General features: G+C 41.8%; 15 protein-coding genes. 2 read left to right on the forward strand and 13 right to left on the reverse strand.

Annotated elements, in window-relative coordinates:
• The 3 genes from AMR95_RS02140 to mprF form a co-directional block, all read right to left on the reverse strand.
• Positions 1–468 (reverse strand): thiol-disulfide oxidoreductase DCC family protein, encoded by a 468-nt coding sequence (locus AMR95_RS02140; RefSeq protein WP_039177256.1) that lies wholly within the window; start codon positions 466–468, stop codon positions 1–3.
• Between the two features lie 333 nt (positions 469–801).
• On the reverse strand, positions 802–1,350 hold the full coding sequence (locus AMR95_RS02145) for a thioredoxin family protein (protein WP_039177253.1): 549 nt from the start codon (positions 1,348–1,350) through the stop codon (positions 802–804).
• A gap of 92 nt (positions 1,351–1,442) precedes the next feature.
• Entirely contained in the window at positions 1,443–4,013 is a 2,571-nt protein-coding gene (gene mprF, locus AMR95_RS02150; protein ID WP_039177250.1) for a bifunctional lysylphosphatidylglycerol flippase/synthetase MprF, read from the reverse strand.
• A 169-nt stretch (positions 4,014–4,182) separates the two neighbouring features.
• On the opposite strand from mprF, the gene AMR95_RS02155 reads away from it, so the two are divergent.
• The gene (locus tag AMR95_RS02155; RefSeq protein WP_024425228.1) at positions 4,183–4,662 is read left to right on the forward strand and encodes a MarR family transcriptional regulator; all 480 of its coding nucleotides are present in this window, start codon (positions 4,183–4,185) and stop codon (positions 4,660–4,662) included.
• Positions 4,663–4,686: 24 nt separating this feature from the next.
• On the opposite strand, the gene AMR95_RS02160 is transcribed toward AMR95_RS02155, so the two are convergent.
• From AMR95_RS02160 to AMR95_RS02185, 6 genes are all read right to left on the reverse strand, one after another.
• Complete coding sequence (locus AMR95_RS02160) at positions 4,687–4,968, reverse strand: hypothetical protein (RefSeq protein WP_058837448.1); 282 nt, start codon at positions 4,966–4,968, stop codon at positions 4,687–4,689.
• 12 nt (positions 4,969–4,980) lie between these two features.
• On the reverse strand, positions 4,981–5,508 hold the full coding sequence (locus tag AMR95_RS02165; RefSeq protein WP_058837449.1) for a YfiT family bacillithiol transferase: 528 nt from the start codon (positions 5,506–5,508) through the stop codon (positions 4,981–4,983).
• The gene (locus AMR95_RS02170) at positions 5,505–6,530 is read right to left on the reverse strand and encodes a zinc-binding alcohol dehydrogenase family protein (protein WP_058837450.1); all 1,026 of its coding nucleotides are present in this window, start codon (positions 6,528–6,530) and stop codon (positions 5,505–5,507) included. The genes AMR95_RS02165 and AMR95_RS02170 overlap by 4 nt, the downstream gene beginning before the upstream one ends.
• Positions 6,531–6,620: 90 nt before the next feature.
• Complete coding sequence (locus AMR95_RS02175) at positions 6,621–7,124, reverse strand: hypothetical protein (RefSeq protein ID WP_058837451.1); 504 nt, start codon at positions 7,122–7,124, stop codon at positions 6,621–6,623.
• Positions 7,125–7,224: 100 nt separating this feature from the next.
• A complete protein-coding gene (locus AMR95_RS02180) occupies positions 7,225–7,971 on the reverse strand; it encodes an anti-sigma factor (RefSeq protein WP_058837452.1) in 747 nt (248 codons plus the stop codon).
• Entirely contained in the window at positions 7,968–8,534 is a 567-nt protein-coding gene (locus tag AMR95_RS02185; RefSeq protein WP_039177235.1) for an RNA polymerase sigma factor, read from the reverse strand. The genes AMR95_RS02180 and AMR95_RS02185 overlap by 4 nt, the downstream gene beginning before the upstream one ends.
• 336 nt (positions 8,535–8,870) lie before the next feature.
• Here AMR95_RS02185 and AMR95_RS02190 point away from each other — a divergent pair, with 336 nt between their 5' ends.
• Entirely contained in the window at positions 8,871–9,197 is a 327-nt protein-coding gene (locus tag AMR95_RS02190; RefSeq protein WP_024425817.1) for a YnfA family protein, read from the forward strand.
• Between the two features lie 62 nt (positions 9,198–9,259).
• On the opposite strand, the gene AMR95_RS02195 is transcribed toward AMR95_RS02190, so the two are convergent.
• The 4 genes from AMR95_RS02195 to AMR95_RS02210 all read right to left on the reverse strand — a co-directional run bounded on the left by AMR95_RS02195 (position 9,260) and on the right by AMR95_RS02210 (position 14,739).
• Entirely contained in the window at positions 9,260–10,975 is a 1,716-nt protein-coding gene (locus AMR95_RS02195) for an ABC transporter ATP-binding protein (RefSeq protein ID WP_058837453.1), read from the reverse strand.
• Positions 10,976–10,987: 12 nt separating this feature from the next.
• A complete protein-coding gene (locus AMR95_RS02200) occupies positions 10,988–11,914 on the reverse strand; it encodes an ABC transporter substrate-binding protein (protein ID WP_048240082.1) in 927 nt (308 codons plus the stop codon).
• Positions 11,915–12,024: 110 nt separating this feature from the next.
• A complete protein-coding gene (locus tag AMR95_RS02205; protein WP_058837454.1) occupies positions 12,025–13,629 on the reverse strand; it encodes a helix-turn-helix domain-containing protein in 1,605 nt (534 codons plus the stop codon).
• Between the two features lie 69 nt (positions 13,630–13,698).
• Positions 13,699–14,739, reverse strand: a complete 1,041-nt coding sequence (locus AMR95_RS02210) for an NAD(P)/FAD-dependent oxidoreductase (RefSeq protein WP_024425818.1) — start codon at positions 14,737–14,739, stop codon at positions 13,699–13,701.
• Positions 14,740–14,798: the final 59 nt, after the last annotated feature.

Genomic DNA, 14,798 nt, shown 5'->3' on the forward strand with positions numbered 1-14,798 from the left:
TTAAATGGTCTTTTGCTGATCTGTGTCATGATGGTTCATCCGTTTGACAGAATGAATATACCGTCTTTTTGCAAAAAAATCGTACGCATGCTGTCCAAAGCCAAGCCAAATACTGAGCATGATGAATGGGACCGTTCCCCATAATGCAGGGATATGGCAAGCCATACGCAGCCAAGTATAGATCCCTGAATTCTTTTGATTTTTGGCTAGGGAAATAGACACGATTCGTTTTTCCGCCTTCTCTTCACTGATTTTATTCAGCCTGAGCAGCTGCGAGTGTCTAAAGGATTCAAAGTGAATCCGATTTTTCCAATCGAGTGATTTTAACAAATCAATCATTTTTGCACATGAAGGACTTTGTCCATCATAAAACACAAGCAGTCTCAGTGATTTGATGGAACGCTGTTCTCTTTTTTTCGATTCAGCGAGCTTCTTTTTTTCTTGATCGAGATAAATGATTTTTTTCATAAATTAATCGCCTGTCCTTTTCTGTCATTTTTTTAGTTCGTTCAAAGGAGATTACAACTAGATTACTATAGTTGCTGGGCCTCTTGTATTGGGAAAAAGCCAACCCTTGTGCGTTATATGAGCCTTTGGATAAGGGCAAAATCATTGATTTCATGGCATATATGAGGTTTTTCAACTAAAAGTGGTTGGGAAAATCGTGGTGCTTTGCGGTTTTCTGCGGTTTTTGATAGAATTCTGCGGTTTTCTACACCTTTATGCGGTGGTTTTGTAGGTAAAACGCAAAAACAAGATAAAAAAAGACTACTTCCCATTGCGGCGAAGTAGTCTTTTGGTTTATATTTTTGCCAAAACTTCTACTATTTCTTTCTCAATATCTTTCCATAAGTAGCGGTCTGTCGTATAGTGATGTGCGGCTTCTTTCGCAAATACTTGAAAAGCTTCTTCATAATCAGGTGCATCTTTGTCCGGTTTTTTCTCGTCCACAAAGCGCTGTGCTTCTGCTGAGCGAGGTCCCCATTTCCCCACTTCATTCCCGTCCTGATCAATGATGACGATAATCGGAATCGATCTTGCGGTCCCGTTCGTTAAATACTGATCCATCAGGTCTAGATTCTCATCCCGAATGAAATAGCGCGCATCAATGAGTGCTTCATTTGCAATACGCATGAAAATCGGGACATTGACCATTGCATCCCCACACCAATCCGCTGTGATGACAAGTGCTCTGAGCTTTTTCTTTTGCAGCTTTTGAAGCAGCTCTTTTTCTTTTTGATGAATTGCGTACTGGTTGTACACCGTGAGTAGATTTTCCCGGTTTTTCTCCATGTTGTGTACATATGTACGTTCAGCTAATCCCTTTGTAAACCATTCATTTAATGTCATATGAACATCCCCCTTACCCTTCAACTTTACCACTTTTGCTATTCTTTTGTCTAAAAAAACCTTCACCTAGTGAAAGGTAAAGGTCTTTTGGTTTATCGACGCCGATTTCGATTTGGGTCCGTCCCAATCAGCTTGGTGACAAGCACCATTGTGACAGGCAGTGACGTATTTTTTTTATACGCTAAATATTTCCCACGCCATTCAGGCTTATACTTCTGTTTAAACGACCGTAAACCGCTGAAGCTGTACATATATCTGACATTGTTGAAAATAACACTCGCCAAACGCTCCGTGAGAAAGGACTGATGGAACGTCCCCACATTCGATAAAGGTGCCATTCCCATGTTAAACGATTTATAGCCTTTTTCTTTCGCCCATTGAAACAGGTGGATAAACAGCGCATCCATCATCCCGTTCGGTGCATCATGCATATGACGCATTAAATCGATGGAAATCTCCCCTTCTTGATACATCGGCATTAATGATACAAAGGAAATGATTTGCCCTTGTTCATCCTTTAAAATCGCAATCGGTGCTTTTTGAAGATAGTCTTCTTGAAAATAACCGAGCGAAAACCCTTTTTCTTTTTTCTTTCCGAGCCAGCTGTCAGAGATTTGTTTTAAAGTTGAGATCAACTCATTTGAAAAGGGAGGTTCCAGCATTTCAAAGGTGTAGCCTTCTCGTTCAAATTTATTCGCCACAGCTCGTAAATTTGATTTTTTCTTACCTGACAGAGTAAACGTTTCTAAATCGACCATGGCTTCTTCCCCAAGCTTAAAGAAGTGAAAACCTAAGTCATGATAAAGAGCCATCCCTTCTCGTTCTACTTGATAAAAAGCGACGCGGTAGCCGGCTTTTTCTGTCTCCTGTAAAAACTCTTCAAGTACAAGCGGATAAGACGCCTCACGTCCAGATGGATCTCCGAGCACAATGACGCAGCGGCCAATTCGTCCAAACTGAAGCATCGCTTCTCCATCACTTGAGAAAAATAGTTTTTTGTCGCCTAAAAAGCCAAGATGACTGAGGGCATTTCCGCCTTTTTCTTCTAAAAACGTTTTTAATTTTTCCTCATCTGCTTTTTCTCCAATCGGAAATGCTTTCTTATTAAAAATCAATTTACTAATGAAGAAGAAAAGCGGGACACCGATGAGAGCAATCATGCTTGTCATCGTGATATGCCGTTCATTGTGAACGAGATAATCCTTACTCAAGAAATGCCCTATTTTTGTCCAAATATAGTTGCCAATGACATTATAGTTAAAGAGCACGAATAAATATCCAGCGGCAGCCGCCACAAACTGATTCAAAGAATAAGGTGCCTGCTGCTTCACAAATTGATTTCGAAGAGAGAAAAACACAGCCATGATGACTGGCAAAATAAAGATCAGACTGAGGTTAAACCCCTTTAACAAAGTAAACACAAAACCGCCTGCTAAGGAGATCATTGTCAGCACGTACGATCTTTTCGTTCTTTTATACACTTCAATGGACAAAATCATCAGAATGATTCCGAACATTAAAGAAAGACCATTAAATCCTGATAAAAGAAAGCGCGGAATGCTGGTAATCACACCTAATCGATCGACTGGAAGCACAACAGATGCCATGATAAGCAAGCCGCTTCCAAAGGTTAAAATCGATAAAGATCCGTACAATAACCGGATTAATAAAGCACGGTGCAAAACAATTAAGACGTTCGTTGTTTCAATGGCAGGTGCCATTTTCGGATTGCCTTCAAGACGTCTAAGCGTCGTGCCCGTTAAATCGTAAGCAGCTAGACAAAGCCCTAGGATAAACGGGAAGATTGAGTACACGAAGCGATACAAGACGAGCGCCGTCAGAACCATCTCTTTATCAAAACCAATGTACTGCATGCTCAGTAAAAAGATGAGGTCAAACGAGCCAAATCCGCCCGGAACCATACTGATTAAACCGCCAATTGATGCAATCGCAAATACACCTAATACAATTCGGACATCGACATTCATTCCCATAGAGACGACAGCCATGTACATAACAAGTCCAGCTGCCAGCCATTCTAAAAATGATGCACCGATATAAGCGTAAATTGGATGCTTTAGTCCATTTTCACCGCTCTCAATCGAGCTTTTTCGAATAGATGCCATGACGATATATATTGGTACAATACAGGCAAAGATAATGACAAATGCCCATAGCCACGGCTCCTGGCTGATAATACTTTCAACAGGAAGCACCCTGACCAAGATCAGATCACTGAAAATAGATAAGCCCAAAAGGACAGAGGAAGTCAAAAGGGCAATGCCTTTCAGCAGTTTTTTCGTATCTGTTATGTACTCCTTATAGAGAAGCGTTCTAAGCCCTGCTCCTGATAGACCGCCGAATCCAAGAACACTGTTAAAGGAGTTTGCAATCCAGGAAATGCGAATCGTTTTCCAACCGCTGATCGGCATATTTAGGCTTTTTCGTAAAATAAAATCATATAAGGACATCGATAAAACCGCAACAAGTCCAAGAAAGACAAGAATAAACAAATCCATTCGGTTCAAGCTGTCAATAATATAAAACGTCTTTTTAATGGAAAGTCCGCTTAGCTCCTGCTTCGCGACAAAGATCAATACAAGGATAATCACGATCGGAAAAAGCATTTTTAAGATCGTCATACCCGTTTTTTTGTTCCACATGTTTTTCCCAACTTTCTAGGTTGCTTCAATTATTTCAACTGAACATTATTATACAACAAATACCACTTGATTCATGCAGTTTAACATTCAAAAGCTTGACGAACCTTTCAATTAGAAGTAAAAATCAGTAATATAAAGAAAAAGAGCCGCTTAAAGGAAGTGAACAAGCGTGGAATATAATATTCATGACACCACCGTATTAAAAGAAGAGATTCTATCTCCAGAGGAAAAAAAGACATGGGTTCTTTATATGAAAGTGCTCACAGCTGCAGGTCTTGGAGATGTTTCTGAATGGATGAAGCTTGATATGAGTATGCCTCAAATGAAGGTGCTCATGCTGCTCAATAACCATGGCTCTCTCAAAGTATCCGAAATCGCTGAAAAAATGGGCGCTTCTTTGTCCAATATGACAGGTCTGCTTGACCGGTTAGAACAGTCTAACTTTGTCGTGCGAAAGCACTCTGAGCGTGACCGGAGAATCATTGTCGTAGAGCTGACAGAGGAAGCGAAAAATATTTTCAGAAGTATTTATCAAAAAGGACACGAAAAAATCAAAAATTCCCTGCAGCGGCTCAATGACGAGGAAAAAGAAAAAGTCAATGAAGGCCTTGCTATCTTAGAAAAAGCACTGCGTCCTGAACGCGGCTAAAAAAGTAAAAAAGAAAAAAGACGGTCACTTGAGGTCCGTCTTTTTTGTTTCTTCTATTTGTCGATCTGGGGTGAAAAGATTTTTACGAATGACTTCCCTGTCATCCCATAAAAGATAGGCTAAGCCGAAAATGAGAAAAAGGATACTGATCCACGTACCGCCAGGAATCAGCTGTTCAAGTTCCTCAATCGTTCTTTCTGAGCCTAAGCTGTTACTATAGCGTATCTCAAAAAGAACATATTTCGCTATATAAAACAATGCCGCCATACAGATAAACATGGCGCCGACAATTCTTCTTCCAGACATGCGTTTACTCCTTTACTTCCACTGATTTCTTTTGATTAATTCCGTGATATGGGCAAGGTGATGCTTTGAATGCCAGACGTACATTCCCGTTGCATCATATAAGGACACCGTTTGTTGATCGGCAGGGTGATAATAAGAAGCGTTGAAGTCTTTCTCTGACATTCCCCGCAGTAAAGTGACCCACCTGCGATGCAGACTGCTGATCAAAGGCAGGGATAAACTGATGGGCGCCTTGCTGTCAGGAAGTGAGGCAAATCCCTCCTGATCATATGGACGTATGTCCGGTGTATCTTCTGTGAGAGCAAGTTTGAATCGTAAGTATGCATTCAGATGGCTGTCTGCTACGTGGTGAATGAGCTGACGAACAGTCCATCCTCCCGGCCGATAAGGTGTATCAAGCTGAGCATCTGTCAACGGTGCAGTCACTGCTTCATACTCTTCGGGGATTGCAGCCAGCTCATTAATCCATGCTTCCAGCTGTGCTTTCGTTTTTGTTTCTACTGGTTCATATAAGCCAATCGGATATTGTAATGACGTCATACGTTCTCTCCTCTCTCAAATCCTTCAAGAACAAATTTTCCAATCATCTTTCCTTGCTCAAGTGTTTGATGTGCCTGCTTCAAGTTAGCAGCATTGATCGGACTGAGAACCTTTGTTAAGGTATGCGTTATTTTTCCTTGCTCAAATAACTCACTCGCCTCTGTCAAAAGCTCATGCTGTTTGATCATGTCCGCTGTTTCATACATAGGACGTGTGAACATGAATTCCCATACAAATGCCGCACTTTTATTTTTGAGTAACTGAATGTCTAGGTTGTGCTTGTTCTCGACAATGGTACAGATCGTGCCTTGCGGTTTGATGGCTTCTGCCATGCCTTTGAAATGTCCATCTGTATCATTTAAGCATAAAATAAAATCCACTTCACCGATTCCTTTTTCCTTGAGCTGCTCGAGAAGCGGCTGATGATGATCAATGATATGATCGGCACCTAAGGACAGACACCACTCTTTTGTTTCTGGTCTTGATGCGGTTGCGATCACAGTTGCCTTCGCTAATTTGGCTAGTTGAATGGCAATTGAACCAACCCCGCCTGCACCACCAATGATCAGCAAGGTTGAGCCTTCTGCATTCCGCTTCATATGCATCCGGTCAAATAAAGCCTCATAAGCCGTAATTGTTGTAAGGGGCATCGCGGCTGCTTCTGCAAAGGATAGATTAGCTGGCTTTTTCGCCACAATACGCTCATCCACAAGCTGGTATTCACTATTCGAGCCTTGACGCGTAATATCTCCCGCATAGTAAACGTGATCGCCTGGCTGAAATAATGTACACGCTTCGCCCACTTCAACAACCGTACCGCTTGCATCATAGCCAAGAATTTTCAGTTTTTCTTCCTTCTGATCCTTCGGTGATCTCACCTTTGTATCAACTGGATTCACGGACACAGCCTCTATCTTCACCAGTACATCCCTGCCAGACGCTTTAGGCTTTTCAACCTCTTGATCCATCAGGCTTTGCTCATGCTCAATCGGTAAATACTCCAATAGTCCAACTGCTTTCACTCGCTCGCACTCCCTTTCTCCATTCTTTCTTTCCACATTTTATCATAATTTTCTGATGTTTATGGCTGGGTCAAACGAGTGATGGCACATTTATGACCTCTTCAGGGCCTTTCGCCCTCTCGCCATGTATGAAGGACGTGCCTTTTGCAAAGAAGGAACATAAGTGAACCAGCTGTTGGATTTAAAAAATAGCTGAACGTAGTAAAACTGAATGTGCTGCAGAAAAACGATGATTAATAGAAAAAGAGTGAATGAGAGAGTAGTTAGATCTACTCTTCCCTGTATCCATTCATTGATCAAAAGAATCACAAAACCGACGATGAGGAGCTGTTCAACTCTTTGCACGAGCTGGCTAAAGACATGCCCGCGTTTTGTTAGATCACCAGACTGGTGCTTTCTGATCCTTCTCGATTTGTAGAACAAAATAATACTTTCTGTTAGGTTATGAATCATAAAAAGAGCGATGAGGACGAGCAATAAAGGTGATGGGGTATAAAGGACTTGTGCAACGAACGGAAAGACTAAAAAATAACAGGCAATCAATGCGTGTCTGATTGATAAGAGAAATAGGTCTTTTTCTATGGATCTTTTCATCTGTTTCACCTCCATATGTACTACGTTTCATTTGCCGAAATGTTCCCCTTCGCTATCAATAAAGGATGCCTCAAGAAGGCATCCTTTTCATGAATCAAACTTAAAAAGTAGCGCTTAGTACAACTGGACCTTGCGGAAGCTTGTTATCCTTTTTTGGTTCAAGGGTAACAGCCACAGTATCCCATGATTCGTTTGCTTCTTTTTCAGATAACGCATAGGTGACGGTTCCTTCCCCGTTGTTATCTGTTTTAAAAGCACCGGCTGGCACTGGCTGATCTCCTTTAATGAGCCACACTTGATAAACAGCAGATGAATCAAGTTGACCCTTTAAGCCGTCTGCACTCACAACAAGTTCTTTTTTGCCGTTATGCTCTATCACTGAGAAAGCACCTGTCGTTTTTGGTGATGCGGCAGAAGCCAGTGATTTTGTGGCAACAACCCTGACAGATTCTTCCGCCTGCTGTTTTCCATTCGATAAGAAATACACATTTCCAGCTGATGAAATAAGAAGCAGTGCGGCAACGAGCGGTAATAGCCATTGGTTTCGTTTCTTTTGCAGCGGTTTGATTTCGTTTGGCTCAGGTGCAGCCTTTTGCTCTTTTCTATCGCTATTGTTTTCTTCGACTGTCTCTTCTTCAAACACCTGGGATAAAATACGGTCTTTCATCCCTGCCGGAGGTGTTTGGTCTTCGGCTAGAAGTGGAATGTCAGACATGAGCGCTGTCAATTCTTCAAGCTCTTCTTTGCAAGCTGGGCAGTGCTTGATGTGCTCTTCAAATTGCATTTTTTCTTCTCCTTGCAAATGCCCGTTGAAATAATCAATCACTTGATGTTTACACTGAGTCATGCCTCTTCCTCCTTTCCTCCGCGAGACAGTTTCGATCGCAAATGCTTCAAAGACAATCGAACCCTTCCCTTTACCGTACCAATAGGGATGCCCAGCTTTTCAGCGATGCTCTTTTGTGTCATTCCTTTAAAATAGACATCTTCTATGATGGTTTGCTGTTCTTTTGACAATGTAGATACTGCTTCACGTATGATCTGTTTTTCCTCTTTCCATTCCACTTCTTTTGATACATCTTCTTGATGATCGGCTAAATATTCAATATGCTCATCTTCCAAAGCCGTTTCATTCCGGTGCTTTCTTAAGAGATCAATGGCCGTGTTGCGTGACATCATGAATAACCACGAAGAGAATTTCCCTTTATCCGTATGATATTCTCCTATGCCGCGCCAGAGCTTGATAAAGACCTCTTGAAGCACTTCCTCCGCGAGCTCACGGTTTCCAGTCATTTTATAAATAAACGAATATAATACACGTTCATAGCGATCGTACAGCACTTCAAGCGAGGGCTTGTGACGATCATATTTGATCTTGTGATACAGCTCAAAATCTTTCAGTGTGTCCATGGTCATCTCCTTCCTTTTTCATGAGAAAGAGCATGCGCATCCATCATGAAATCCTTCACGTATTGCTTATCACTCGATTTACTGAAATAAGCCTACCTTGTACTTTACTCTTTTTTCAAGGAGAAAAAAAGAGCGCTGAAAAAGGAAGTGTGCTCCTCATGAGAATGTACTTACTTTACGACATAACAGACCATTTGGATCACTCATGATACAAAAGTCAAGAATCCATGTGTGACCACTCTCTAATCAGTTGATCTCTCCATTCAATTGAGGTAGAACGCATTCTTTCCGCATGTCATAATAGGGTGTAAATTGGAGAAATTGGAGTGTCCATATATGATGGTGACGATAGTTCTTTTTTTATTAGCAGGTTTAGCAGAAATTGGCGGCGGCTATTTGGTGTGGCTTTGGCTCCGTGAAGCAAAGCCTGTCAGCTTCGGGATCGCCGGCAGCCTTATCCTAGTCGCATATGGCGTCATTCCGACCTTTCAGCAGTTTCCGACTTTCGGACGGGTTTATGCTGCCTATGGCGGTGTTTTTGTCATTCTTGCTGTGTTTTGGGGCTGGTGGGTCGATCGAAAAACACCTGATCTATATGACTGGATGGGTGCTTTGATCTGTTTGGCTGGAGTTAGTGTGATGTTATTTGCGCCACGCAGTTAATTTCTAACATCAAAAAGGGCTAAAATGATGTTTATTTTAGCCCTTTGTCTTCTTTTCGAACCTTACATTCTAAATTGTGTTTCGTATAAACGACGGTACAGACCATCTATTTTGAGTAACTCTTCATGTTTTCCTTGCTCTTTTACGCCTTCTTTTGTGAGAACAATAATGCGGTCGGCATGCTGAATTGTCGCTAAACGATGAGCAATGATAAAGGTCGTTCGTCCTTCAGCCAGCTCTTCTAATGATGCTTGGATAAATGACTCTGTCTCAGTATCAAGCGAAGAGGTCGCCTCATCTAAAATGAAAATGGGCGGATTTTTCAAGAAAATACGTGCTATCGAGATACGCTGTTTTTGTCCTCCAGATAACATCATCCCACGCTCACCGATCATCGTATCAAGTCCTTTTGGCAAACTTTTGACTAAGTCCGTAAGCTGAGCCTTCTCTACTGCCTGCCAAATTTCTTCTTCAGATGCATTCAGTTTTCCGTATTGGATGTTTTCGCGTATCGTCCCATGAAATAAATAAATGTCCTGCTGTACGACACCAATTTGTGCGCGCAGCGATGCAAGTGTCATCTTTCGCGTTTCTATGCCATCAATTGTAATGCTCCCCTCCTGCCATTCATAAAAACGGGGAAGCAGATTGCAAAGGGTCGATTTCCCGGCACCAGATGGACCGACAATGGCAATTTTCTCTCCTTGCTTGACCTCAAGATTGATGTCATGCAGGACAGGTTTGTTTGGTTCATATTGAAATGATACATGCTCAAAAGTGATATTCCCTTTTAACTGATGGACTTCGATTGCATCCTCATCATCCTTTTCATCTGGTGTTTGATCGATCAGTGATGCGAATCGTTTAAAGCCAGCTGCACCTTTTGGATACATTTCAATGACTGCATTGATTTGCTGAATGGGTCCTAAGAAAATACCTGTTAAAAGGACGAATGAAACAAATTCACCATATGTCATATTTTTTTGCAGCACAAACCATGCACCGCACACGAGGCCAAATACGGTGACACTTTTAATGAGTAAATGACTCACTGCTGTATGCAGCGCCATCATTTGATATGTTGTCAGTTTTGTTTTTCTAAACTGCTCGTTATGCTCGATAAACCGATCCATTTCATGTGACTCATTCCCGAATGCTTTCACCACACGAATGCCGCTAATATTGTTTTCCACACGTGAATGGAATTGTCCAATGCTTGAAAACATTTTATCAAAAGCAGCAGACATTTTTTTCGTAAAGTAGACAGATAATCCGATCAGGAATGGAACGACAATAAATGTGAGAACCGCAAGCTGCCAGTTAATCGATAGCATGAGGCCAAACGCGCCCGTTAATGTCATGATGGCGATAAATAAATCCTCTGGGCCGTGATGTGCCATCTCTCCAATATCCATTAAATCATTGGTCATGCGGGAAACGAGCTTGCCTGTTTTCTTTTGGTCAAAGAAACGGAAGGACATTCTCTGTACATGAGAGAATAGTTGATTCCTCATATCGGTCTCAATATTGATCCCCAGCTTATGGCCAAAATAAGTCACAACGTAATGCATGGTGGAACTGATGACATATAAAATGAGCAGCAAACTGCCCCAGAACCAAATGGCTTCCCAATCACCATTTGGCAGTAAATCGTCCATCACTTTACTGATGGCTAGCGGAAAGGATAGTTCGAGTAAGGCCGCTAGTACCGCACAGGAAAAATCTAATATAAACAGCCCCATATAGGGTTTGTAGTATGAAAAAAAACGTTTGAACAATTGACAGACCTCCTAATGATGAGATAAATCTGTCAATAAATCAGCAAACTTTTCAGCTTGATTCATGACTGCAATGGGATCATAAGGCCAAAAGAATTCTGCATCCAGTTGATAGGTCTGTTCCTTTTTGACAGCTTTTAAACTCTTCCAGATGGAATTATTTTTATCAAATGTCCCGCCATTGGATTCATCAATGAATATATAATCCCCTGCATATTTCGGAAGGGTTTCATAGGAGAGTACCTCATAGCCTGTTTTACTGTTTAAAATTGTATCTTTGACCTCTTTTGGCGGATTCACTTTCAATTGTTGATATAGTGCTTGTCCACCTCGGTAAATTCCGTTCCCATACACAAACACATCATTTTTAAATGCGCCCATGATGGAAACTGTTTCATTCTCTTTTAATACAGATTTTACTTTTTTTCGAGCTGCTTCAATGCGTTGATCAAAAGAGGCGAGAAACGCCTTTCCTTCCTCTTCTTTGTTTAACACCTTGGCCAAGGTTGTGATTTCTTCATGTGCGTCTTTGAATGAATTGTAAGGATATACGAGTGTTGGTGCTATTTTTTTATACACATCATAGACTTTTTCATCCTGCACTGCGGTGATAATTAGATCAGGCTTTAAGCTGAGTGCTTTTTCAGCTGAACGCTCGTCACTAATGTCCTCTATACCTTTGATCTTGTCCTTCAAGTGTACATTCTTTAAATCTTGAGTCGTTGCACCTACAGGGTGAACATCCAATGCAATTGCACTGCCTAAATATCCATCTATGAGAACGCGTTTTGGGTTTGCTGGAATGTCGATTTTTCCTTTAACAGTCTCAATGGTTTTCGTTTGCTGCTCTGTTTCTGCCGTTTTGGCTTCTTCTTTTTTTCCACAGGCTGACAATACCAGCATGAAGATGACAGCACATATCCAATATGTCTTTTTCATATGAGTATTCCTCCTTCATTTCTCCGATACAAATGAGAATAGTTATCAATTACTAGTCTCATGTATTCTACCAACATCATACGAAGTGGTCTATGGAGGATTCTCGCAACTTACATATGGACAATTGTTGGATTGGCTGCCACAGTCAATCGGGAGACAAAACGGTCAATCAAATGAAGAGCCCGCTCCCCTTCATCAAATCGAAAATCCTCTAGTTTTAATGGGTAGAAGTTTCCATTTTTCACAGCGGACAATTGACGAAGAACATCGCTTTCCTCCATCCGCTGATCCATTTGTTCATACCACCCATGTTCAACACCTACAACAAAAAACATGTGATCCGCCTCGTATTCTCTTAACCTTTCTAAAGAAATGACTGTATGTTGATTGGGGAGAAGAACTTCTTCTAGAATCGTCTTCGGAGGCTTTAAGTCAAGCGTTTCGTAAAGGTAGAAGGCACCTCTAGCATCATAGGACCACATGTACACTTTGTCATGTCCTCTCATTTCATAAATCGCGACTGTCTCTCCTTTTTCCCTAAAGGAAGATAGATCATTTCTTGCCTTTTGACTCAGATGTTCGAAGCGTTTCACCCAATCAACTGCCTCTTTCTCTCTTCCCAACAGGCGCCCTGTAGATAAGACCTCTTTTACAACATGACCACCGGCATATGGCAGAACAAGGACAGGGGCAATTCGCTCCAACCGCTTGATCAACGCAGGCTTCGAATAAAAATAGTTAGGAATAATGATTAAATCTAGTTGAAGTGATTTGAATACGTCATCAGGCGTATGTTCATCTATGATCAGCGTACCGGCCAGCTGATCTTTGAGTATATCTGAATGGAGAAAGGTATCTTGGTCAATGCAGACAGGGCGAATGCCTAGCGCGCCCAATAACCCGACAAATTGAAAAGCAGCAATTCGCTCTGGTCTTCGATTGTTTCGGAACTGACTAGGGGACCTTCCTGTCTTCTGCCTGAATTTCCTGCTGAAATATAGACTGTCTGTATAGCCCACTTGCCGCGCAATCATTTGAATTTGATCATCTGTTTGCAGAAGCCGTTTTTTTGCTTCATCTATTCGAATTTGTGCAATATAGTCACTCACACTCAGTCCCATACTTTGTTTGAAAAAGGTCGAAAAATAACTCTCATGAAAACCCATCTTATGGGCTAAGTCTTTTCTCGTAAGCTTTTTTTCATAATGCTGCGCCATATACTGCAAAATCATTTCAATTGAATAATGCACCTTCTCAGCGTATGGCTTGGATTGACGGTGAAAAATGTGCATGATGTCCTCCAGCCTTTTCTCCTGTTCTCGGATGCACTGACTCACCTTCATTTGTTTGATGTAAGAAAACAGCACGGCAGAGCCTTTGACCATTGCTCCATTATCCGGCAGATCATCATAACTCACCTTAAAAATCAATTCATTTTGCGCATCATTTGCCAGGATAAACTGATCAAATGTGATCGTATAAATCGCCACCTGTTCGTTGGATAAAGATTGGAGCATTACGTTGATACCTGAGCGGATCAACATACTGTCTTTTGCGTTTAGCTGATATTGCAATCCTTCCATTTCAATTCTCACAGATCCGTCGCATGTCAAGAACATAGGGAAAGATGTATGCCAGGAGACTGTTTGTTTGACAGAAAGAGATCGCTCTTTACTTTCTTTCATGCGCAGAATGGTATGAGTACGGGTTGTCATTTTCTCTTTCTCCTTCCATATAAAAAAAGTGCTAAAATTTTAGCACTTCAATGTTTGACTGGATATTCATCAGCGAGCTCCAGCTGTTTGTAATTCTTTGTTTTTCTCCTTAAAGCGTTCATTATGAGAGGAAACGTATGCCACTTTTTCGGCTTCTGGTTCGATGTAAAGCTTTGCGCTATTCAGCGCATTGACTCCATCAACAAACGTACCAGCAATTAAGCGGACCTTGCTTTTATGTGTACACAAGTCGCCTACCGCATAGACGCCCGGTAAATTGGTTTCCATTTTTTCATTAACCTCGATCAGTCCCCATTCACCTTGCTTGAGACCCCATTCTGATAGCACGCTTAAATCGCCTTTCATCCCGTGATTAACGATCACAGCATCTGTTTCGATTCGTTCTTTTTCACCTGTCTCTATGTTTTGAATGGTGACGGCATCAATTTTGTCACCTTGACCATGCAGCTCTGTTAGTTCATGCGGGGTTAAAATTCGTTTGCAAGTTGCCTTCATATTGGCGACGTTTTTCTCATGTCCGCCAAACATGTCACGGCGATGCACAACGGTGACACTTTCAGCAATTGGAGCAAGGGCATTGGCCCAGTCAACCGCTGAGTCGCCGCCTCCAGAAATCACAACGCGCTTCCCTGCAAATGTCTTGAGCTCCTGGACAGTGTAATAAAGGTTTGTCACTTCATAGCGGTCCGCATGCTCGATTTCAAGTTTCCGCTGAACTGGAATGCCGTGACCCATCGCTAATATGAGGGTCTTTGTCAAATGACGATCACCATTTTCAGCCGTCAGCAGGATATGATTATGTTCATCTCGCTCGAATGACGTGATTTTTTGATTCAGTGCAATCTCTGGTTCAAATGTTTTCGCCTGAGTTTCTAGCTGCTGTATCAGCTGTTCTCCTCTTGTTGGCGGCAAACCGCCGACATCCCAAATGACCTTTTCAGGATACAGAAGGATCTTCCCGCCAAGGCTTTCGTTGTACTCAAGTACCTTCGTCTTTAAGTCCCGCATCCCACTATAAAAGGCGGTGTACATGCCTGCTGGCCCGCCGCCAATAATGGTGACGTCAAACAATTCAAGCTGATCTGTCATTTGAGTCCCTCCAGTTTTCCATCGAATGATCTATTTATCAGTGATATTGATTCTCATTA

Origin of the sequence: Bacillus sp. G1(2015b) (genome assembly GCF_001482475.1) — a bacterium.
In the GTDB taxonomy this organism is placed as follows: Bacteria; Bacillota; Bacilli; order Bacillales; family Bacillaceae; genus Bacillus; species Bacillus safensis.